Annotated in this window: 19 protein-coding genes; 6 read left to right on the plus strand and 13 right to left on the minus strand. The window is 72.8% G+C overall.

Annotated elements, in window-relative coordinates:
- Window positions 1-5 precede the first annotated feature (5 nt).
- From ABD120_RS22085 to ABD120_RS22130, 10 genes are read right to left on the minus strand one after another with little or no spacing between them, the layout of a single operon-like run.
- The gene (locus ABD120_RS22085) at window positions 6-1400 is read right to left on the minus strand and encodes an aldehyde dehydrogenase family protein (RefSeq protein ID WP_343951866.1); all 1395 of its coding nucleotides are present in this window, start codon (window positions 1398-1400) and stop codon (window positions 6-8) included.
- Entirely contained in the window at window positions 1390-2283 is an 894-nt protein-coding gene (bcpA, locus tag ABD120_RS22090) for a carboxyvinyl-carboxyphosphonate phosphorylmutase (protein ID WP_343951867.1), read from the minus strand. The genes ABD120_RS22085 and bcpA overlap by 11 nt, the downstream gene beginning before the upstream one ends.
- Complete coding sequence (locus ABD120_RS22095) at window positions 2253-3476, minus strand: enolase-like domain-containing protein (RefSeq protein WP_343951868.1); 1224 nt, start codon at window positions 3474-3476, stop codon at window positions 2253-2255. Before ABD120_RS22095 ends, bcpA begins: the two co-directional genes overlap by 31 nt.
- Window positions 3473-4744: a CMP-5'-phosphonoformate--3-phosphoglycerate phosphonoformyl transferase gene (locus ABD120_RS22100; protein ID WP_343951869.1), complete on the minus strand. Its 1272-nt coding sequence runs from the start codon at window positions 4742-4744 to the stop codon at window positions 3473-3475. The genes ABD120_RS22095 and ABD120_RS22100 overlap by 4 nt, the downstream gene beginning before the upstream one ends.
- Window positions 4695-5300 (minus strand): adenylyltransferase/cytidyltransferase family protein, encoded by a 606-nt coding sequence (locus tag ABD120_RS22105; protein ID WP_343951870.1) that lies wholly within the window; start codon window positions 5298-5300, stop codon window positions 4695-4697. Before ABD120_RS22105 ends, ABD120_RS22100 begins: the two co-directional genes overlap by 50 nt.
- Complete coding sequence (gene aepY / locus ABD120_RS22110; RefSeq protein WP_343951871.1) at window positions 5297-6442, minus strand: phosphonopyruvate decarboxylase; 1146 nt, start codon at window positions 6440-6442, stop codon at window positions 5297-5299. The genes ABD120_RS22105 and aepY overlap by 4 nt, the downstream gene beginning before the upstream one ends.
- Entirely contained in the window at window positions 6439-7368 is a 930-nt protein-coding gene (gene aepX / locus ABD120_RS22115; protein ID WP_343951872.1) for a phosphoenolpyruvate mutase, read from the minus strand. Before aepX ends, aepY begins: the two co-directional genes overlap by 4 nt.
- Window positions 7355-8362 carry an NAD(P)-dependent oxidoreductase gene (locus ABD120_RS22120; protein ID WP_343951873.1) on the minus strand — a complete coding sequence of 336 codons (1008 nt, stop codon included), beginning with the start codon at window positions 8360-8362 and terminating at the stop codon, window positions 7355-7357. Before ABD120_RS22120 ends, aepX begins: the two co-directional genes overlap by 14 nt.
- Before the next feature lie 13 nt (window positions 8363-8375).
- Complete coding sequence (locus ABD120_RS22125; RefSeq protein WP_343951874.1) at window positions 8376-9704, minus strand: histidine kinase; 1329 nt, start codon at window positions 9702-9704, stop codon at window positions 8376-8378.
- 20 nt (window positions 9705-9724) lie between these two features.
- On the minus strand, window positions 9725-10903 hold the full coding sequence (locus ABD120_RS22130; protein ID WP_343951875.1) for an iron-containing alcohol dehydrogenase: 1179 nt from the start codon (window positions 10901-10903) through the stop codon (window positions 9725-9727).
- A 506-nt stretch (window positions 10904-11409) separates the two neighbouring features.
- On the opposite strand from ABD120_RS22130, the gene ABD120_RS22135 reads away from it, so the two are divergent.
- From ABD120_RS22135 to ABD120_RS22160, 6 genes are all read left to right on the plus strand, one after another.
- Entirely contained in the window at window positions 11410-12234 is an 825-nt protein-coding gene (locus ABD120_RS22135) for an ABC transporter permease (protein WP_343951876.1), read from the plus strand.
- Complete coding sequence (locus ABD120_RS22140) at window positions 12231-13043, plus strand: ABC transporter permease (protein ID WP_343951877.1); 813 nt, start codon at window positions 12231-12233, stop codon at window positions 13041-13043. The genes ABD120_RS22135 and ABD120_RS22140 overlap by 4 nt, the downstream gene beginning before the upstream one ends.
- Complete coding sequence (locus ABD120_RS22145; protein ID WP_343951878.1) at window positions 13031-14032, plus strand: ABC transporter ATP-binding protein; 1002 nt, start codon at window positions 13031-13033, stop codon at window positions 14030-14032. The genes ABD120_RS22140 and ABD120_RS22145 overlap by 13 nt, the downstream gene beginning before the upstream one ends.
- Window positions 14029-15063 carry an ABC transporter substrate-binding protein gene (locus ABD120_RS22150; RefSeq protein ID WP_343951879.1) on the plus strand — a complete coding sequence of 345 codons (1035 nt, stop codon included), beginning with the start codon at window positions 14029-14031 and terminating at the stop codon, window positions 15061-15063. The genes ABD120_RS22145 and ABD120_RS22150 overlap by 4 nt, the downstream gene beginning before the upstream one ends.
- A gap of 119 nt (window positions 15064-15182) precedes the next feature.
- A complete protein-coding gene (locus ABD120_RS22155) occupies window positions 15183-16844 on the plus strand; it encodes an adenine deaminase (protein WP_343951880.1) in 1662 nt (553 codons plus the stop codon).
- A gap of 115 nt (window positions 16845-16959) precedes the next feature.
- A complete protein-coding gene (locus ABD120_RS22160) occupies window positions 16960-17949 on the plus strand; it encodes a LacI family DNA-binding transcriptional regulator (protein WP_343951881.1) in 990 nt (329 codons plus the stop codon).
- 7 nt (window positions 17950-17956) lie between these two features.
- Here ABD120_RS22160 and ABD120_RS22165 read toward each other — a convergent pair whose 3' ends face one another.
- From ABD120_RS22165 to ABD120_RS22175, 3 genes are read right to left on the minus strand one after another with little or no spacing between them, the layout of a single operon-like run.
- Complete coding sequence (locus ABD120_RS22165; protein WP_343951882.1) at window positions 17957-18706, minus strand: MBL fold metallo-hydrolase; 750 nt, start codon at window positions 18704-18706, stop codon at window positions 17957-17959.
- A gap of 25 nt (window positions 18707-18731) precedes the next feature.
- The gene (locus tag ABD120_RS22170; protein WP_343951883.1) at window positions 18732-19658 is read right to left on the minus strand and encodes a CU044_5270 family protein; all 927 of its coding nucleotides are present in this window, start codon (window positions 19656-19658) and stop codon (window positions 18732-18734) included.
- Complete coding sequence (locus ABD120_RS22175) at window positions 19655-20221, minus strand: RNA polymerase sigma factor (protein WP_343951884.1); 567 nt, start codon at window positions 20219-20221, stop codon at window positions 19655-19657. The genes ABD120_RS22170 and ABD120_RS22175 overlap by 4 nt, the downstream gene beginning before the upstream one ends.
- Window positions 20222-20309 lie beyond the last annotated feature (88 nt).

Raw genomic sequence — 20309 nt, forward strand, 5'->3', positions numbered from 1 at the left:
CGCCCTCAGTACGAGGGCAGGGGCAGGGTCACGGTCTTCGTCACGCACATCTCCCTGATGGCGTAGCGAAGACCTTCCCGGCCCAGCCCGCTGGCCTTCACCCCGCCGAAGGGGATGTGCGGGGAGTCGAACTGCGGACCCGCGTTGAGGTTGACGGCGCCGACGCGCAACTCCGCCGCGATGCGCATGAACGCCGTCGCGTCCGAGGTCACCACCCCGGACTGCAGGCCGTAGCGCGTGCTGTTGGCCACCTCGATCGCCTCGTCCACGCCGCCGACCCGGATCACCGGGGCGACCGGGCCGAACGTCTCCTCCACGACCAGCTCCGCGTCCGGCGGCACCCGGTCCAGGACCACGGGCGTCAGCAGGGCGCCGTCCCGCTCCCCGCCGTACAGTTGCTTGGCGCCTGCGGCGACGGCCTCGCGCACCCGCCGCTCCACCTCGGCCGCCGCCTCCCGGCTGATGAGCGGGCCGACGTCGGTCGCCGGGTCGAGCGGATCGCCCGCGCGCTTCCGGCCGGCCCGCGTCGCGATCGCCGCTGACAGGTCGTCGGCGATCCCGCCGACGGCGATCACCCGCTTGACTCCCCGGCACGACTGGCCCGCCGTGGCGAAGGCGCCGTCCGCCGCCAGCCGCGACGCGAGTTCCAGGTCCGCGTCGGGAAGCACGATCAGCGGGTCGTTGCCGCCCAGTTCCAGCAGGATCCGCTTGCCGGAGGCGGCCGAGGCGACCCGCTCGCCCGTGGGGACCGACCCGGTGAACGTCACCATGTCCACGCCGGGATGGCCGGCCAGCGCCGGGCCGAGCCGGCCCGGCGCCCCCGTCGTGACCACGAGCGACTCGGGCGGCAGCCCCGCCTCGATCATCAGCCGGGCGAGGGCCAGCGCGGTCAGCGGCGTCTTCTCCGACGGCTTGAGCACCACCGCGCACCCCGCCGCCACGGCGGGTGCCACCTTGACGACGACCTGGTTCAGCGGCCGGTTGAACGGCGTGAGCGCCGCCACGACCCCGGCGGGTTCGAGCAGGGTCACCGCCAGCCGGTTCTGCCCGGGGACGGGGATGCTCTCCCCCCGCAGCCGCTCGGCCTCCTCGGCGGCGACCGTGAGGTTGACGGCGGCCCGCTCGACCTCGCCCCGGGTCTCCGCGACGCACACGCCGGACTCGCGGGTGATCAGCATCGCGGTCTCCTCCGCCCGCTCCCGGAGCAGCTCCGCCGTCCGGCGCAGCACCTCCGCCCGCCGCCTGGGCGGCAGCGGTCGCCGGACCGCCCGCAGATGCCGGATCGCCTCGTCCAGCTCCTGCGGCGTGTCGGCCGGTACGTCGCCGACCACCTCGCCGTCCCACGGGCTGCGCACCGTGATCCGGCCGCCGGAGGAGCTCAGGACGCCGTCACGAAACACCGTCGCCGTCCCTGACCACGAAGCGGGACTCCAGCTCGGAGATCCGCGAGTAATCGAACACCTCGAACAGTTCGTCGAAGGTCATCCGCATGTCGTTGCGGTCCCAGAAGTCCTGCGTGGTGCCCTCGTCGCGCAGCGCGGCGAACACCTTGCGCAGGATCGAGGTGGCGGCATACCACCCGGACAGGGGGTAGATGGCCAGGTTGTAGCCCAGCTTCTCCAGCTCGTGGGTGGTGAGCCAGGGTGTCTTGCCGCCCTCGACCATGTTGGCCAGCAGCGGGGCGTCGACCTCGTCCCTGACCCGCTTCATCTCGTCCACGGTGAGCATCGCCTCCAGGAAGATGCAGTCCGCGCCCGCGGCGACGTACTCGTTCGCGCGGCGGATGGCCTCGTCCAGGCCGAGCTTCTCGCGGGCGTCCGTCCTGGCGATGAGCACCCAGTCCGGGTCCGTACGGGCCTCCACCGCGGCCTCGATCTTGCCGATCATCTCGCGGGCGGAGATGAGCCGCTTGCCCTCCAGATGCCCGCACCGCTTGGGCACCACCTGGTCCTCCAGGTGCCCGCCGACGATCCCGGCCCGTTCGAACTCGCGCACGCACCGCCAGGTGTTCATCGCGTTGCCGTACCCGGCGTCGATGTCCATGATCACCGGCAGGTCCACGGCCAGGCAGATGTTCTTGGCGTTCCACGCCATCTCGGTGATGGTGGCGAAGCCGAGGTCGGGCAGGCCGAGCATGGCGGCGGAGGTCCCCGAGCCCGTCATGTGGACGGCGGGGAAACCGGCCTGCTCGATCACCTTGGCGCTCAGCGCGTCGTAGGCGCTCGGCACGACCAGGAGTTCGGGGGCGAGCATCAGATCCTTGAACTGCTTGGCGCGTGACATGCTGCTCCTTCTGTGAGCGATTCGGCCAGCCGGATGAGCTGGTTGTACTTGGCTATGCGGTCTCCCCTCCTGGGGCCGCCGATCTTGATCCATTCCGCTCCGACGGCCACCGCGAGGTCGCACATGGCGGTGTCCTCCGTCTCGCCGGAGCGGTGTGACACGACCAGGCGCAGGCCGAGCGCGCGGGCGGCCCCGGCCGCCTGGAGGGTGGCGGTGACCGTACCGGCCTGGCTCGGTTTGAGCAGGACGGCGTCGGCGAGTCCCGGCACGACGCGGCCGGCGTCGGAGGCGAACAGGTCGTCGCCGACGACGGTCACCCCCGCCTGCCGCGCGGCGGGCAGGAAGGCCCGCCATGCGTCGGTGTCGGCGGGGTCGAACGGATCCTCCAGGTACTCGACGCGGTGGGCGCGGGCCAGGTCGAGCAGGATTTCGGCGAAGCGCTCGGAGCTGTGCTCCGCGCCCTGGTACCGGTAACGGCCGGGGGCGGCGAGCAGGTGCTCGGCCGCCACGTCCGCGCCCAGAGTCGCCCGGTGCCCCCGGCACGCGTGCCGTAGTTCGGCGAGGTGCCGGGCGCTGTCGCGGCCGGGCGGCAGGAAGCCGCTGGAGGCCGAGATCGCGGGCGGCCCGCCCGCGCCGGTGAGCCGGTCCTCCAGCTCGCCGTAGATCTCCAGGGCGGCCAGCACGTCGCCGGTCAGGTCCCCGGTGCCGGGGATGAGCATGATCTGCTGGAAGGAGTCCGGCGCGCCGGAGCGGTGGATGCCGCCGGAGAAGGCGTTCACGAGCAGGCGCGGCATCCGGGGCGGATGTGGGAACAGACCGGACAGCCAGCCGCGCAACGACCGCCCTTCGCGCCCGGCCAGCACCCTGGCGCAGGCCAGCGACACCGCGAGCGTGACGTCGGCGCCGAGCCCGTGCCGGTCGTCCAGGTCGCGCAGCCGCCCGTCCAGGTCGTCCTGGCCCTTGAAGGGGAGTCCGACCAGACCCTCGCGGAGCAGTTGGGCGGCCTGGCCGTCCCGCAGGTCGCCCAGGCCGCCGGTGCGCAGACCCCGGCGGCGCTCCAACCGGCCGGGGGCGATGGCCACCGGGCAGGATCCTCGGCCGCGTACGTCGTCCACCCACACGTCGGCCTCGACGGTCGGGCGGGCGCGTGAGTCGAGGATGCCGCGCAACCGCAGCCCGGTCACCGTCGTCATGACGGCTTCCGCAGGCTCGTCAACCAGGGCATGAGGTCGCTGGCGCGCTTGACCGGCAGCGCGCCGCGCGCGGCCGCCGCCTCGCCGAACGCGGTGACCTCGTCGGGGGCGATCCCCGGTCCCGCCACCGCGAGCGGCACCCGGTCGTCGGTGTGGATGCCGGCCTCGCACGGGGTGGCGTGGTCGCAGGTGACGACGAGGGTGTCGGCCGGGCCGAGTGCCGTCCGCAGCGGTCCCACCAGGTGGGCGTCGATGTCGGCGATCGCGCGCGCCTTCTCCTCCGGCTGGTTGTCGTGGCCGGGCTCGTCCGGGCCCTTGATGTGGGCGAACACCACGTCGGCCGGATCGGCGAGCAGACTCGGCAGCAGGCGGGCGTAGAAGTCCGGCTCCGACTGGCCCGGCGCCACCTTCGCGGTGGTGAACTCCGCCCCGATCAGCCTGGCCAGGCCCGCCTCCGCGGGCACCTGCCCGTACATCGAGACGCGTCCGGAGACAGGGGGCAGGTCGGGCAGCAGGTGGCCGCCGTCGCGGACCAGCAGCAGGTTCGCCGGCTTGCGCCCTTCCGCGACGCGCCGCCGGTTGACCGGGCTGGCCGACAGGACCCGCGCGCTGGCCCGGACGAAGTCGTTGACGAGCGTGGCCACCAGATGCGCCGCCGGGTCGTCCACGAGCGCGCGGGCGGGCAGCGGCCGCCCGGCGTGGCCCGCGACCGGTACGCCGAAGGCCCCCGACTTGACGAACCCCGGGTCGGTGTTGGACACCTCTCCGGACAGCCGCCTGCTTCTGCTGCTGAAGGCCAGGATGCCCCGGTGCCTGCCCCAGCCGGTGAGCCGCACCTCGATACCGGGCTCCGGCCTGACCCGCTCCAGGACCTCGGCCACGAGGTGTTCCATCTCCTCGTCGGCCAGATCCCTCGACGTGCGCCGGTCGAGCCGCCCGGTCTCCTCGTTGAGGCTGGCGAAGTTGATCCGGAAGGCCACCGAGTGCCCCCCGGGATCCCAGTAGCGGTTGCCGAACCCCTCCAGCGGCCCCCGTCCCGTGTAGTACACGGCCGGGTCGTAGCCGAGCAGCGCCATCGCGCCGGAGTCCGACTCCGGCGGGATGCCGTCGGCGATGATCTCCAGCAGTCCGTTGCGGCCCGCTGCGGCCAGCGCGTCCAGGTGCGGGGTGGGGGCCGCCTCGAACGGCGTGCGCCCGCCGAGCGCCCCGATCGGCCGGTCAGCCCCGCCGCACAGCGCGATCAGATAGAGCGTGCCTGATCCGCTCATCGATCCTCCTCTCCTCGATCACGGCGGCGACGGCCGGCGGCACCAGCGCGCGCCAGTCGCCGCCGTCGGCGATGGCCCGCCTGACCCGGCTCCCGCTGATGGGCTTGTCGGTGCGGCGCCACATGACCTCGGTGCGCAGCCCGAGCGCGGCGAACCTGGCCGCCTTGGTCTCGCCCCACTCGTCGTACACGGTTAGGAAGTAGGTGCCGTCCTGCGGCGCGTAGTGGCGCAGCCGCTCGGGAAAGCTGTGCGGGAACGGCACGACGCGGATCCGCTCCGCGGCGAGGCCCGCCTCCCGCAGCGCCCCCTCGACCATCAGGTAGCGGTCGTAGAAGGTGCACGGGTTGGCCTCCGGGCTGCTGCGGGCCGGGTCGCTGGGCTCGTGCGCGGTCAGCTCCGGATCGGGGTTGGTGATGCCGACGACGAGGACGTCGCAGCGCCGGGCCCCGGCCAGCAGGTACTCCAGGTGGCCGAGGTGCAGCGGCTGGAAACGTCCGTGGATGACGCCGACACCGATGCCGACACCGGCGCCGACGCTGACACCGTCGCCGCTCACCGCACCGCTCCCGTCACGAAGTCGCGAAAGCGCCGCGCCACCTCCGACGGGTGGACCTTCGGGCGGCCGAGACTCGACGGCGATCCCGGGCGTACTCGCAGGTAGACGAAGGTCGGCCCGGTGGCGGCCTGCGCGGCCTTGAGCGCGTCCACGAAACCGGGCAGGTCGGCGCAGTCGTGCACGCCGGCGTACCCGCAGGCGGCGGCCACCCGGGGGAGGTCCACCTGCGCCGCCAGGCTGAGCTGGCCGCCCGTGGAGTCGTGCACGCCGTTGTCCAGCAGCACGTGCACCATCCCGGCGGCCGGATGGCCCGCGACGGTGGCCAGGGTGCCCAGGCGCATGAGGGCGGCGCCGTCCCCGTCGACGACCACCACCGGCCGGTCGGTGTGCCTGGCCACGCCGAGCCCCACCGCGCTCGCCGAGCCCATCGCGCCGACCAGGTAGAAGTGCTGCGGCCGGTCGGCGATCGTGTACAGCTCCCGGCTGGTCTTGCCGGTCGTCGACACCACGGCGGCCGCGTCCGGCAGTGCTTCGAGCAGGTGTTCCAGCGCCTGTGTCCGGGAGGGCGGCGGCCCGGCCGCGCCGTGTCCGACGACGTCGGGGACGGTGGGCGCGGGCGGCGGGCGCTCTCGCAGCGGCTCGGGCGCGACGACGCCGTCGCGCAGCACGAACGCGTACGGCAGCGCCTCGCGCTCCATCGCGGCCCAGCCGCCGTCCAGGCAGGCGCCGAGCCCGCCGGGATCGGAGGGGAGCACGGCATGGCCGATCCGCATGACCTCCAGCAGCGCCGGCATGATGCCGCCCATGAGTTCGTGCTGCGGCTCGTCCGGCCGGCCCGGCTCGCCCCGCCAGGTGACGATCAGCGGCACCGGGATGCGGCCGGGGTGGTTCAGCGAGGTGAGCGGGTTGACCATGTTGCCCAGGCCGGAGTTCTGGGCGATGACGGCCGCCGTCGCCCCGGCCAGCCAGCAGCCTGCGGCCACGGCGACGGCCTCGCCCTCGTGGGTGGCGCGCACGTACCCGACATCCGGGCCGGAGGCCACCCGGTTGATCAGCGGCGTCAGATAGGAGCAGGGCACCCCCGCGACGTCGGCGACGCCACGGGAGGCCAGCTCGCCCAGCAGGGCGCCGGCATCGATCATGCCCCGTCCTGTCCCCGCGCCTCGTAGCGCTTCTCGTCGTCGGCGAGGTCCTGGTAGCGCATCAGGTCGAACACCTCGTCCAGCGAGGCGATGGTCGGCTCCAGGGAGACCGGGCCCTCCGCCCACAGGGAGTGGCAGGCCCGCTTCATCGCGGTGACGGCGGCCCGCATGCTCTGGTTCGCCCAGATCACCCCGGACAGGCCGAGGCGGGCGAACTCCTCCAGCGGGGTGGCGTGGTAGGTGGTCGGCGCGATCAGCAACGGCAGCCTGCCCTCCCACGCGCGGGCGAACTCGGCGATCTCGGTGACGGTCGGTTTGCGCGAGTGGATGAAGACGGCGTCGGCGCCCGCCAGCCGGTAGGCCTCGGCCCGGTCGAGCGCCTCGGCGAGCCCGGCACCCGCGATCAGTGCCTCGGTCCTGGCCACGATCATGAAGTCGGGGTCGCGCAGGGCGTCGCGGCAGGCCGCGAGTTTTCCGCCGAACTCCGCCACCGGCGCGAGCACGTGCCCGTCGCCGACGAACGAGTTCATCTTCGGGAAGACCTTGTCCTCCAGGCAGACCCCGGCGGCGCCGATCCGCTCGGCCCGGGTGACGAAGCGCCTTGCGGTGTTGAAGTTGCCGTAGCCGGTGTCGCCGTCCACCAGCACGGGCAACGCGGACGCCTCCACCACCCTCGCGACCATGCCGAGCAGTTCGGTCCACGACGCCTCGTCGCTGTCGCGCACGCCGAGCGCGGTCGACATGCACAGGCCGGAGGCCCACAGCGCGGGGAATCCGGCCTCGGCGGCGATCCGCGCGCTCAGGCCGTCGTGGGCGCCCATCACGAGGGTGGGCCCCGGCTCGGCGAGCAGCGCGCGCAGCAGTGCGCCGGGGCTGCGGGGCGAGCGGCCCAGCCGGTCGCGGCTCTGGGAGTTAGTGATTGTCATCGTCTCTCTCTAGTGAGTCGTGCAGTACGTCGGCGACGCCTTGGGCGACGCGCCGCCTGACGCTGCGCTCGGATTCGGCGGACAGGAAGGCGCGGTGCGCCGAGACCACCACGTCGTCGCGTTCGAGCAGCTTGCGGGCCACCGGATCGTCGTTGGGGTCCTCGGGGGAGAACACGTCGGAGGCGAAGCCGCCGAGGCCGCCGCGCTCCAGGGCGTCGAGGACCGCCGTGACGTCCACCAGGCGGCCCCTCGCGGTGTTGACCAGCAGGGCGCCGGGCCGGGCCCGGGCCAGTGCGTCGGCGTCGACGAGCCGGTCGCTTTCCGGCGTGAGCGCGGCGTGCACCACGACGGCGTCGGCCGCCGCGAACAGTTCGCCCAGTTCGGCGGCGTGGGCGACGCCGTGGGCGGCCATGAGGTCGGCCGAGACGTAGGGGTCGTAGGCGACGACCCGGTCGTAGAAGGCGCGCAGCTTGCGGGCGCTGGCCCGGCCGATGCGGCCGAAGCCGACGATTCCGGCCGTCCTGGCGGACACCCTGCGGGGCAGCCCGCCCGCGTGCACGCTCCACCGGTCGCCCTTGACCAGCCGGTCCTGTGCGCAGATGTTGCGCTCCAGCGCCAGCAGGAGGGCCAGGGTGTGGGTGCTGACCTCGTCGCCGCAGTAGTCGGGGATGTTGAAGCCGGCGATGCCGGCCTCTTTGAGCAGGGGCGCGTTGAGGTTGTCGACCCCCACGCCGCTGCGGGCGATCACCCGCAGGCTCGGGCCGACGGCGTCGAGGAGTGCCGGGGTGACCTGGCAGCGGTAGATCACCAGTGCGGACGCGCCTCGGACATGCCGGTGGAACTCGGGGCCGTCGAGCAGGAAGCGGCCGTCGTGCAGCCCGAAGTCGAGCTCCACACCGGGCCCGAACACCTCGCGCTCGATGCCGGCCCTGGCCGGCTCCACCTGGCCGGACTCGTCCAGCGACCAGGCGGCGTCGGTGTACACCACGCGCATCTGTCTGTCCTCCTCAGGAGTCGTATCCCCAGCCGCGCCCGTCACGGCGGGCCCGGCGCAGGGTGGCGGCGGCGGAGTAGGTGTTGGCCAGCTCGTACAGGTCGAGGTAGCTGAGGTGCCGGCCGGAGCCGAGCTTGATGAGGGCGCCGTCGCCGGTCCACCGGTGCGCGGCGAACGGTGCCACCCACGCGCTGCCGTCCGGCTCCAGCCGGGTCGAGGCGTCGCGGCCCGTGGCGGTCGTCCAGTGCAGGTTCACCTCGCCGCCGGTCACGAGGTAGTGGGTCTCCGCCGGTTCGCACAGGTCCTCGCCGCCGTCCCCGTCCACCCGCACGTACAGGCCGGTGAGGTCGGGCAGGTGCGGCGCGCTGGCCAGCGAGGTGACCTGGTAGCCGAGGAACGGCCGGGTGTCGCGACGGCATTCGGCGATGTCGCGGTAGGTCTTGCCGACGCTGTCGTGGCGGCGTTCCGGGGGCAGCAGCAGCCGGTGGTCGAAGCCGAGCGCCGAGCCCAGTTCGCGCAGCACGTCGTCGGCAGTGTCGCCGGCACTGTCGTCGAGCGCAGCGGCCAGCTTCTCGCCGCTGGTGCCGAGCACGGCGGCGGCCGAGTCCATGGTGTGCCCCCGCCTGGACAGCAGCAGGACGGCCAGCGCCCGGGGGGAGGGGCCGTCGCCGAGATGGTCGAGCAGCGCCTGGGCGGGCCGTTCCGCCCAGTCGTTGACGTCCTCCACCAGCGCGGCCAGGTTGGAGTGGCCGGTGTACGACACGATCCGCGCCGGGATGCCGGAGGCCAGCGAGTAGCTGTGCGGGCAGAACGACGGCTCCACGTAGGAGTCGCCGACGATCCAGGCGTCGCCGTCCCCGTTGGCCCGCATCACCTGCCAGGTGGCCGGGCTGAGTTCCTCGCCCCAGCGGCCGTTGATGTCGCCGGGGCCGAGGTTCACGGTGATCGCCGGTTCCATGTGCCCGTTGTTGAGTGCGGGCACGCGGCCCTCGGGGCAGAGGATGTCGAGGATGACCGGCGCGACCGCGCCCGGCGGCGCGGCCATCGTGTAGTAGTTGTAGAAGTGGATCCCGTCCCGCTGGATGGGCCGCCGCGTGTCGTGCAGTTGCCGGGCGGTCCTCGTGAGCACGGTGAGGTCGCGCCTGCCGCTGGCGGCCAGCTTCTCCGGCTCGATCACCAGGGTCCTGGCGACGGCCGCGGCCACGTCGTCCGGCCACTCGCCGTCGCCGGACAACGAGGCCGCGAAGGCGTCGGCCTCGATCCCGGACGCCTTGGCGACCTGGGCCGCCGTCATCTTCCGCACGTTCATCCAGTGCACGACTTTGTACGTGTCAACGTGCATGTCCGCCTCCACGGAGTCGATCAGGGCAGGTTCGTCAGGATCCGCGCGAGGGTCCGGGCGTCGACCCGGCGCGGGTTGCCGGCGGCGCGGTCGTAGCCGAGCGCCTCCACGGCGATCCGGTCGGCGTCGCCGAACCCCGCCACGCGGGGCAGGGGCGCGGCGGCGAGGAAGGACTCCACCCGCCCGGCCAGGTCGCCGGGGCCGTCGGCGCCCGCTGCGCGGGCGACGCCGGCGATGGCGGCGCGCACCCGCGCCGGTCCGCGCGGGTCGGCGCAGTCGCTCTCGCCGACGGCCGCGTTGTAGCGCAGGACGGGCGCCAGGGTGAGGCCGCAGGCATGCCCGTGCCGCAGACCGTGGCGCAGGGTCAGCGGGTAGGACAGCGCGTGGCAGATCGTGGTGCCCGCCGTCGCGATGGCCCGCCCCGCGTAGTGCCCGGCCAGCAGGACGGAGCGCCGCTCGGCGGGCCCGAGCGGCCTCGGCCGCTCCAGCAGGGTGGCCAGTTCGGCCCACGCCGCCGCGCCCAGCGCGGCCGACCGTTCGTCGGACCGCGTGGACCACGCGGCCTCCACCCCCTGCGCGAGGGTGTCGAGCAGGCTGGCGGCGAGCTGGTCGGCGGGCAGTCCGACGAGCAGGTCGGGGTCGAGGACGGCGGCGGCGGGCCGGACCGCGCCGCCGCGTAGCGACAGCTTCCACCCGCGCCGCCGGTCCCAGACGGTGGCGAACGGGGTGGCCTCCGCTCCGGTGCCGCACGTGGTCGGTACGGCCACCACCGGAACACCCCGGCTGGGGGCGCCTTCCTCGCACGCCTCGACGACCCGGTCCGCGGTGATCACGGATTCGGCCGACATCGCCGCCGCGGCCTTCCCCGCGTCCATGACGCTGCCGCCGCCGACCGCCACGACGACGTCGGCGCGGTGCGCGCGGACCTGGGCGGCCAGCCGGGCCACGCAGTCCGGTGTCGGCATGTCCGGCTGCACGGCCAGCCGTACCCGGAACGGCCGTAGCGCCGTGAGCACCGGCTCCCGCCAGGAACGCCGGTGGAACCCGCCGCCCACGACCAGCAGCGCGCGCAGGGGGCCGCCGGCCCGGTCCGCCACGGCCTCGGCGACCGAGGCGACGCGGGTCAGCTCGCCGGGCCCGGCGAGCAGCCGTGGCGGCCCGGCGAGCAGGGCGTCGTAAGAGAACCGAGAAGTGGACATGCGGACGTCAACCCTTGTGTTGCGAGTGAATGACAGGCGCGCATTGTGTTGGCTCAGCGCGCTCATGCGGCTGAAAGCTCCCTGTTCCGTTTGTCATGTGAGCACATGCGGAAATGGGTGGCAAGCACGCGCGGCCGGAGAACGCGCACAATGATCAGACGAGAATTGATCGTTTGAATGTGTCATGCGAGGTTAACGGCGGGTTCACCGGAAGTCTGTCAATAAGTTGACATGGCGATAACGATTGAATTAAGGACATTCCTCCTCAAGATTTTCTCTTCTCCTGCAAAGGTCTCTGACCTGGGGCTTCTTTTGTCGCGCCAGAGGGTGCCGGTAGGCGGAATGCCAGGTGGGGCCGCTGATCACAATGCTGGAGTGTCCTGAATGAGGATGGTTGACCCGCTTTTACGGCTGTAGTTCTCATAGAAATGGAACCGGTTGCGGCTACCGGTCCCATCCCTGTCCTCCGGACGACCCTGTCGGCCCCGGGAGGGAGGACGATCGCCTTGTGGCACACGAGAACGACCCGGCTGCTGCTCGCGCCCGGACTGGCCGTGCTCGCCCTGGCCTTCCTCTATCCGGTCGCCGCCGCGCTGCTGGCCCCGTCACCGGATGCGGACGGCGGGCTGGCCGGCAGGCTGGGAGCGCTGGCCGCCGACGACCACATCTGGCGGGCCACCGCCCGCACCGTCCGGATCGCCGCGCTCACCACCGGCCTGTGCCTGCTGCTCGGCCTGCCGTTGGGCCGCCTCATCGCTCGCAGCCCCGCCCGCCGCCAGGCCCTCCTGCTGGCCTTGGCGCTCTTCCCGCTCCTGCTCAGCACCGTGGTGCGCACCTACGCGTGGCTGGTGATCCTGGGGCGTACCGGGCTCATGAGCACCGTTCTCACCGGACTCGGGCTGAGCGACCGGCCGACGCAACTGCTCTACACCGAGACGGCCGTGGTCATCGGACTGACCCAACTGTTCACACCGTTGGTGGTCGTCACGTCGTACGGGGCGTTCTCTCAGGTCCACCCCGACCTGGAGGCCGCCGCCAGAGGACTCGGCGCCTCCGCCGGGGCCGCGTTCCGCCGGATCGTGCTGCCACTGGCCCTGCCGGGGATCCTGGTCGGTGCGACCCTCGTGTTCGCCGGCGCCGTCACCGCCTTCACCACGCCGCTGCTGCTCGGCGGCGCCCGTACGCCGACGCTGGCCACACTGCTGTACACCTACGCGGGCGTGAGCGTGGACTGGCGGTCGGCGGGCGCGGTCGCGCTGGTCATGACCGGTGTCGTCCTCGCGGCCGCGGCGCTCGCGGCCCGCGCGTCCGCGAAGGCGGTGCCGTCATGAGCGGCCGTCACCCGCTGCTGACCGGGATCGCCCTGGTCGCCCTCGCCTTCCTGCTCGGCCCGATCCTGCCGGTGATCGGGATCGCGCTCACGGCGGGCGACACCATCGAGTTCCCGCCGCGCGGGCTGTCACCGCGCTGGTTCGCCGAAGCGGTCGCCCACGAGCCGTTTCTCGCCGCCCTCCGGACCAGCGTGCTGCTGGCGGCGGCGGGCACCGCACTCGCGCTGCTGCTCGGGCTACCCGTGGCGCTGGCCCTCACCCGCAGCGGCGCCCGCCTGCGCGCCGGGGTCGGCACCCTGTTCACGCTGCCGGTCATCGTGCCCGAACTGGTCCTCGGCTACGCGCTCTTCCAGACGCTCATGGTGGACCTGCGGGTGGACGCGTTCGGCGCACTGCTGGCCGGGCACACCGTCCTGCTGCTGCCGTACGCCGTCCGGGTGACCGGCGCCGCACTGGCCCGCGCGGACCCGTCCCTGGAGGAGGCCGCGCGCGGCCTCGGCGCGACCGGCTGGACCACGTTCACACGGGTCACCCTGCCGGTCGCGCGGCCGGGGATCGTCGCGGCCGCCGTGCTGTCGGTCGTGACCTCGTTCAACAACGTGCCGCTGTCGCTGCTGCTCAACGGGCCGGGCACGACCACGCTGCCGGTCGAGATGCTGCATCACGTCGAGTTCGCCTTCGACCCGCTCGTCGCCGCCGCCTGCACGTTGCTGCTCGCCCTCGCCGTGGCCGTGACGCTGGTCACCGAACGGCTCGCCGGGTTCACCCACGTCTTCGGCCGGCAGGAGGCCACCCGATGGAACCGGTAGTACGCCTGGAGCGGGTGCGCCACGAGTTCCCCGGTGTCCCCGGCGTCTTGGCCCTCGACGACGTCGACCTGGCCGCCCCGCCCGGCCGGATCACCGCCCTCCTCGGGCCCAGCGGATGCGGCAAGACCACGATCCTGCGGGTCATCGCCGGATACCTCAGGCCCGGCGGCGGACGGGTGCTGCTGAACGGCAGGGACGCCACCGCACTGCCGCCGGAGCGCCGCGACATCGGGATGGTGTTCCAGTCGTACGCGCTCTTCCCGCACCTGACGGCCGCCGCCAACGTGGCCTTCGGCCTGCGGATGCGGCGCCTGCGCGGCGAGCATCTGCGCCGCAGGGTGCGCGAGTCCCTCGACCTGGTGGGGCTGGCCGACCTCGCCGCCCGCCGTCCCCACGAACTGTCCGGAGGCCAGCGGCAGCGCGTCGCCCTGGCCCGGGCGGTGGCGATCCGGCCCGCTGTGCTGCTGCTCGACGAGCCGCTGTCCAACCTGGACGCCCGGCTGGCCGTGCAGATGCGCGGCGAACTGCGGCGCGTCCAGCGTGAGACGGGGCTCACCGCCGTCCTCGTCACCCACGACCAGGAGGAAGCCCTCGAACTGGCCGACGAGATCGCGATCCTCGACAAAGGGCGGGTGATGCAGCACGGCACCCCCGAGGAGGTCTTCAGGGCACCGGCCTCACGCTGGATCGCCGACTTCCTCGGCTACCAGAACTTCCTCGACCTCCCGGGCAAGGGCCTGGTCACCGTACGGCCCGAGCACATCGGGGTGCTCAGGCCCGGAGACCGCCTCCCCCCGGACGCCGTCGTCCTCGCCGGTACGGTGAGCGACCTGCGCTTCCGGGGCACCGGCTACGCGGTCACCGTCGAGACGGACGAGAGCGGGCCGGTCGTCGTCCTGCGCGCCGACGCGGGTCTCGCCCCCGGCACGGCCATCCGGTTGTCCGTCCCGCTCGCACGGGCCGTCGGCCTGGACGGGCGGGCGCCATGACGTGGCGAGCGGCACTACCGGCCCTCCTCGTCCTGGTCGCGACCGCGTGCGGCGGCACGCCGGAGACAGCGCGGGGGACGCTGGTCGTGAGCGTCTTCGGGTACGCCGCCGACCGCGTCGAGGAGGCGGTCGTCACCCCCTTCGAACGGCAGACCGGCATCGACGTGGTCCTGGAGACGGGCGGCAACGCCGACCGGCTGAGCAAGCTGCGCGCGAACAGGACCGCTCCCACCGTCGACGTCGTGCTGATGTCCGACCTCTACGCCGCCATGGGGGAGAAGGAGGGACTGTTCGACACCCTGGACCCCGCCCGCCTGCCGAACCTGGCCGACGCCCACGCCTTCGCGCGCAACCCGCGCGGCTACGGACCCGCCTACACCTACGCACTGCTCGGCATCGCCTACCGCACGGACCGGCTCGCGGCCGCGCCGACGCTCGACCGGCTCGGGGCGGCGCCGTACCAGGGGCAGGTCGCCCTCCCCGGCACCGCGGTCTCCGCCGGAGTGCCGTTCCTGCTGGCGCTCGCCCAGGCGTACGGATCGGGCCCGGCGGACGTCGAGGCCGCCTTCCGCGCCCTCGCCCGGCTGGAGCCCGGGGTGCTCACCTTCTACAACCGCAGCACGGAACTGGCCAGTCTGCTCGACCGGGGCGAGGTCGTCATGGCGCCCTCGCTCGACATCTTCGCCGTGGACCTCGTCGAGCGGGGCCGGCCCATCGCCTGGACCCCACCCGACTTCGGCCGCTACCTCATCACCAACCGCGTCGAACTGGTGAAAGGTTCGCCGAACCGGGCCATGGGGGAGAGGTTCATCGACTACCTGCTCTCCCGCCCGGTCCAGGAACGGGCCGCGACCGCCTTCCACGACAAGCCCGTCAACCGTACGGCGAGGCTGCCCCCGGCACTGACCAGGGTGAGCGGCGCGGCCGCAGCCGACCCCATCGGCGCCGGGTTCCGCCCCATCGACCTGGATTTCGTGATGCGGCACCACCACGCCTGGATCCAGCGTTTCGCCCGGGAGATCGCTGGATAGCCGCCGTCCGACCGTCCGCGCGGGCGGGCGCCGCGAACGCGTCCGCCGTGACCGAGAGTGCGAGGCCGCACATGCCACTGCCACAACGCTGCGACGTCCTCATCAGAGGTGCCCGCGTCGTGTCCGTCCACACCGGGCAGACCCGCCGCGCCGAGGTGATGATCAGCGGCGCGCGGATCCGCGCGCTGGCCAGCCCCGGCACCGTCGTCGAGTCCCCGGAGGTGATCGACGGGACCGGGCTGCTGGTCGCGCCCGGCTACATCGACGCCCACATGCACATCGAGAGCTCCCTGCTCACGCCCGCCGAGTTCGCCCGGATCACGCTGCCCAGAGGCACCACCACCGTGCTCGCCGACCCCCACGAGATCGTGAACGTCGTGGGACCCGACGGCATGTCCTGGATGATGGAACAGGGCCGCACCACCGCCCAGACCATGCTGTGGGCGGCGCCGTCGTGCGTGCCCGCCCTGGACGGCTTCGAGACCTCGGGCGCAAGGCTCACCGTCGCCGACATCGCCGACCTGCTCAGCCGGGACGGTGTCCGCACACTCGGCGAGGTCATGGACTACCGGGGCGTGGTGTCCGGCGACCCGCGCACGATGGAGATCGTCCGCGCGGCCCGCCGGTTGGGCGTCAGGCTCGACGGGCACTGCCCCAACCTGTCCGGCGACGACCTCAACGAGTACCTGTGGGCGGGCATCGACTCCGACCACACCAAGAACCGCACGGCCGTCGCCGTGGAGAAGGCGGGCCTCGGCATGGTGCTGATGCTCCAGGAGAAGTCGCTGAGCGCGGAACTGGTGAGCGCGCTCCAACGGCTGCCCGTACTTCCCGAGTTCTGCCTGGTCACCGATGACATCGCCGCCGATTCGATCATGGACAGGGGGCACCTCGACCACATCGCGCGGCTCGCGCTGGAGGCGGGCATGGCGCCGCTGACCGTGCTGCGCTCGCTCAGCCTGCACCCGGCGCGCCGGCTCGGACTCGACGACCGGGGCGCCGTCGCCCCCGGCAGGCGCGCCGACCTGGTGCTCCTGCGGAACCTGACCGACTTCACCCCGGTCGCGGTCGTGTGCGGCGGGCGGCTCGTCCGGCGGCAGGAGGGCGCCGCCACCCTCAACCCGTTCGGCGCGTCGGTGAACCTCTCGGCCCTGACCGGGCCGGACCCGGTCTGGCGGGTCGAACTGCCCGACGGCGAGCACGTCTTCCGCAGCATCCAGGTGAACGCGGAGGACACCTACACCGTGCCGGGAACCGTCACCTTGCCCGTACGCGACGGCGTGGTCCGCTGGGAGGGCCGGACGGCGCTGATGGCCGTCTACGAGCGCCACCGGCGCAGCGGGCGGCACGCGATGGTGCCCGTGACCGGCTTCGAGCTGGGCACGGGCGCGGTGGCCACCAGCTACGCCCACGACAGCCACAACGTCACCGTCGTCGGCACGGACGCGCGGCTGATGCGCTCGGCGGCCAACTGGGTCATCGGCGCGCACGGCGGCATCTGCGTGGCGCGCGGCGGCCGCGAACCGGTCCGCCTGCCCCTGCCCGTGGCGGGCGTGATGTCCGACCGCCCCGCCGAAGAGGTCGCCGACGGAGTGCGGCGAGTGCGGGAGGCGCTGCACGCGTGGGGCTGGCGCCACCGCAACGTGCTGATGAGCGTCGCCACGCTGACGCTGCCGGTCTCCCCCCAGATCAAGCTGACCGACCGGGGCCTGGTCCGGGTCACCGACCGAAGCTGGGAACCGGCGGTCGTCTCCGCCGCCCCCGGCGCGGCAGGCCCGTGAGAACCGCAGGCCATCACGGCTACCGGTTGCACTGCGAGCCGTCCTTTACGGAGAATCGCCGTGCGCCGCCGGGGAGAACGGCGGGCGAACAGGTCGGAAAACGTGAGGTACGCGCATGCGCCAGCAAAAGTCGGTGAGCATGGCCGACGTCGCCCGGGTCGCGGGGGTCGCGAAATCGACGGTGTCGAGGGCGTTCATCCATCCCACCCTCGTCGCCGCCCCCACGCGGGAGCGCATCCGGCGGATCGCCGACGAGATGGGCTTTCGCCCGAGCCGGGTGGCGCGGGCCCTGAGCACCGGGCGCACCGGTCTGCTCGGCCTCGTCGTCCCCACCCTGTCCAACCCCTTCTTCGGGCCGCTCGTGGCGGCCGTCCAGCAGGCGGCGGAAGAGGAGGACCGCCAGATCGTCCTGATGATCTCCGAGCTGTCCGCAGAGCGGGAGACGCGGCTCATCGAACGACTCTCCTCCGAGGTGGACGGCCTCATCGTGGCCACCTCGCTCTGCGGCGACCCCTTTCTGCGCAAGGTCGCCAAACGGATCCCCCTCGTGCTCGTCGACCGCAGGGTCGGACGGCTGCCCTCGGTGCTGATCGACACTCCGAGCGGCGTCGCCGCGATCGCCGACCACCTCATCGGCGCGGGCCACCGCAGGCTCTGCTACGTCAGCGGCCCGCCCGGCTCGTGGGCGGACGCGCCTCGGATCGCGGCCCTGCGCGGCCGCGCCGAGGAGAGCGGCGCCGACCTCGTCGTCGCCGGGCCCATCCCGCCGACGGTGGACGCCGGCATCGAGGTCTCGGAGACGGTCGCGAAGGCCGGCGTCACCGCCGTGATCGGCTACAACAGCGCGACCGTGCTCGGCCTCCTGCACGGGCTCGGCACCCAGGGCGTTCGGGTGCCCGAGGACGTCAGCGTGGCCAGCGCCGACGACTTCATCCTGTTCCAGTCCACGAAACCGGCCGTGACGGTACTGCGTCTGCCGCTGGAGGAAGCCGGCCACGCGGCCGTCGGCATGCTGGCCCGGCTCCTGCGCGGCGAGCGACCGGGAAAACCGGTCGTGCTCGGCCCCGAACTCCTCATCCGCGAGTCCACCCGGCCGCCGGGCTAGCAGGTCGTCACAGTTCCACGACCATGCCGTCCTCGGCCAGTTCGAGGCCGAGTTCCGCTCGCCGGGCCAGGACCTGCGGCCCCGCGTGCGTGAGCAGCAGCCGCCCGCACCGCAACTCGCCCAGCCTGGCCAGCAGGTCGGGTACGTGCAGGTGGTAGCGTACGGGCCGGTCGAAGGTGTACGCCTCGCAGACGAACAGGTCCGCGCCGTCCGCCACCTCGATCAGAGTGTCGGTCCAGGCGCTGTCGCCGCTGTAGCCGATCGTGCGACCGCCCACCTCGACCCGCAGCGCCAGCGCGACCGCCCCGGCCGCGTGGTCCGCCTCGAACGCCTGCACGCCGCAGCCTTCGACCTCGACCCGCGACCCCGGCGCGACCTCGTGCACCCGCACGGCGAACCGCCTCGTCACCGCAGTAGAACCGGGGAAGAGCACCTCCATCGCCTGTTCAAGGCGTTCGCCCAGGCCGGGCGGGCCCACCAGGTGCAGCGGCCGCAGCCTGCGACTGAACTGGCCGTCGAGGATCAGGTACGGCAGTCCGCCGAAATGGTCGCCGTGCAGGTGGGACACCGCGACGACGGCCACGTCGCCGGGGTCGAGACCGAGGCGTTTGAGGCCGGACAGGGCGCTGGCTCCGCAGTCGATGAGCAGCGCCCCGTCGGCGCCCGCCGGCTGGACGTGCACACAGGACTGCAGCAGCCCTCCGTCGCCGAAGGCGTTTCCCGCACCCGCCATCGTCACCCGCACAGGAGCGTCCATGGTCAGGAGTGTAGGCGTTCCGCGATCAGGGGCGCTGGCCCGGAAGGTCCACGATCTCGGCCACCAGTCGCGCCGTCATTCCTGCGGTGCCCTCCTTGAATGTCTCCTTGCTGCCATCGGCCCACTTGAACGTGCGATCCTTCAGCCGCGTCGAGTTGGTGCCCAGAAACCGGAAGGTCTGCGGATCGAGGACGAGATAGCTGCGTGCCTCGGCATCGGTGAGACTGAACGCCACACCGCGCCGCCCGTCGGCCACGGGCACATCCTGAGCCACCTTCATGCCCTTGATCGTGGGCAGCGCGCGGTAGAGCGCGGCCCGCACCTCGGGGGCGAGCCACTGTTCGGTGATGAGCTGGGTGATCACCGTGAGAAGGATCTTCGGCGGGACACGGCCGTTCAGCTCCTGCGGTCCCCGGCGGTCCTCGTCGAGGATGGCCGCCTCGATCTTGGCGATCACTCTGGCCGGGGTGACAGGGGGTTCGGCCAGCACGGCCGGGTCGAAGGAGGCGCTGCCCTGGAACATCAGCTTGCCGTCCTGGTACCAGGCCGACTGCTTGCCGTCCACACTGGTCCACCGCTCCCAGGTGTTGCGCTGGTCGCGGTCCACGTCTCCCACCACGCCGCTCAGCTGCAGTTCCTTGGTGTACAGCCACTGGGTGGGGTCCGGGGTGAGCGCGCGGTCCTTCTCCGCCGCACGGGCGGCGCGCTCGCCCAGTTCGGCCACGCCGGACACCGGCGCCATCTCCTGCGGGCCGTTGAGCGTCACGACGGTCCCGCCGACGACCAGGGCCAGCGCCGCCGCCAGCACGACCCGCCGGCCGAGCCGCCTCGCGGCCCGCTTCGGTACGGTCTCCGGCCCGTGGATCGCCGTTATCAGCCGTGCCCTGACCGACTCCGCGGTCTCGTCCGTCATCGCCGGGGTGTTCCGGCGGAACTCCTTCAACACTTTCATGGCAGCTCCTCCTCGCCCAGCACGTTCCTGGCCTTCTTGCGTGCCCGATGCAGCCGTGACCGTACGGTCCCCACCGAGACGTCCAGCGCCCGCGCCACCTCCTCGTACGACATGTCCTCCCACGCCACCAGCAGCAGCACGTCCCGATGCCCGCGCGGCAGGGACGCCAGCGCCCCCGCCAGCTCACGCTCCCTGCCCTGCGCCGTGACCCGCCGAGCCACGGTGTCGGCCAGCGCCTCGGGCAGAGGGTCCACTCCGGTACGGCTCAGCGCCCGCAGCAGTCGCTCCTCCTGCCTCCGGCACCTGGCGATCAACGTGGTGGCGATGCCGTACAACCAGGGCCTGGCCAGCGCGAACGAGGTGTCGTACGTCCCGCGCCTGCGAAAGGCGGCCAGGAACGTCTCGGCCACGATGTCGTCGGCGGCCTGTGTTCCGAGCCGCCGCGCCGCATACAGATGGATCTGCTTGGCGTAGCGGTCGAACAGCACGGCGAACTGCTCGGGGTCGTGTACCGATCGACGGATCAGCTCTCCGTCGTCGATCTCGACCGTCTCAGCACTCAACGCCTCTCCTTCGTGAGTCGGTGTTTCACCGTGCTGTCTCCCGAAGGGCGTCGCCGGGTTCCCCACCGGGTGCCAGAGGGTGGTCCCG

This window comes from Nonomuraea longicatena (assembly GCF_039525605.1).
Taxonomy (GTDB): Bacteria; Actinomycetota; Actinomycetes; order Streptosporangiales; family Streptosporangiaceae; genus Nonomuraea; species Nonomuraea longicatena.

What these genes read in the sequence shown, in the direction of transcription:
- ABD120_RS22160 (WP_343951881.1), top strand. Translation starts at nt 16,960, where the DNA reads ATGCGCCAGCAAAAGTCGGTGAGCATGGCCGACGTCGCCCGGGTCGCG.
- bcpA (WP_343951867.1), bottom strand. Translation starts at nt 2,283, where the DNA reads ATGTCACGCGCCAAGCAGTTCAAGGATCTGATGCTCGCCCCCGAACTC.
- ABD120_RS22095 (WP_343951868.1), bottom strand. Translation starts at nt 3,476, where the DNA reads ATGACGACGGTGACCGGGCTGCGGTTGCGCGGCATCCTCGACTCACGC.
- ABD120_RS22165 (WP_343951882.1), bottom strand. Translation starts at nt 18,706, where the DNA reads ATGGACGCTCCTGTGCGGGTGACGATGGCGGGTGCGGGAAACGCCTTC.
- ABD120_RS22100 (WP_343951869.1), bottom strand. Translation starts at nt 4,744, where the DNA reads ATGAGCGGATCAGGCACGCTCTATCTGATCGCGCTGTGCGGCGGGGCT.
- ABD120_RS22125 (WP_343951874.1), bottom strand. Translation starts at nt 9,704, where the DNA reads ATGCACGTTGACACGTACAAAGTCGTGCACTGGATGAACGTGCGGAAG.
- aepX (WP_343951872.1), bottom strand. Translation starts at nt 7,368, where the DNA reads ATGACAATCACTAACTCCCAGAGCCGCGACCGGCTGGGCCGCTCGCCC.
- ABD120_RS22130 (WP_343951875.1), bottom strand. Translation starts at nt 10,903, where the DNA reads ATGTCCACTTCTCGGTTCTCTTACGACGCCCTGCTCGCCGGGCCGCCA.
- ABD120_RS22170 (WP_343951883.1), bottom strand. Translation starts at nt 19,658, where the DNA reads ATGAAAGTGTTGAAGGAGTTCCGCCGGAACACCCCGGCGATGACGGAC.
- ABD120_RS22145 (WP_343951878.1), top strand. Translation starts at nt 13,031, where the DNA reads ATGGAACCGGTAGTACGCCTGGAGCGGGTGCGCCACGAGTTCCCCGGT.
- ABD120_RS22120 (WP_343951873.1), bottom strand. Translation starts at nt 8,362, where the DNA reads ATGCGCGTGGTGTACACCGACGCCGCCTGGTCGCTGGACGAGTCCGGC.
- aepY (WP_343951871.1), bottom strand. Translation starts at nt 6,442, where the DNA reads ATGATCGATGCCGGCGCCCTGCTGGGCGAGCTGGCCTCCCGTGGCGTC.
- ABD120_RS22150 (WP_343951879.1), top strand. Translation starts at nt 14,029, where the DNA reads ATGACGTGGCGAGCGGCACTACCGGCCCTCCTCGTCCTGGTCGCGACC.
- ABD120_RS22140 (WP_343951877.1), top strand. Translation starts at nt 12,231, where the DNA reads ATGAGCGGCCGTCACCCGCTGCTGACCGGGATCGCCCTGGTCGCCCTC.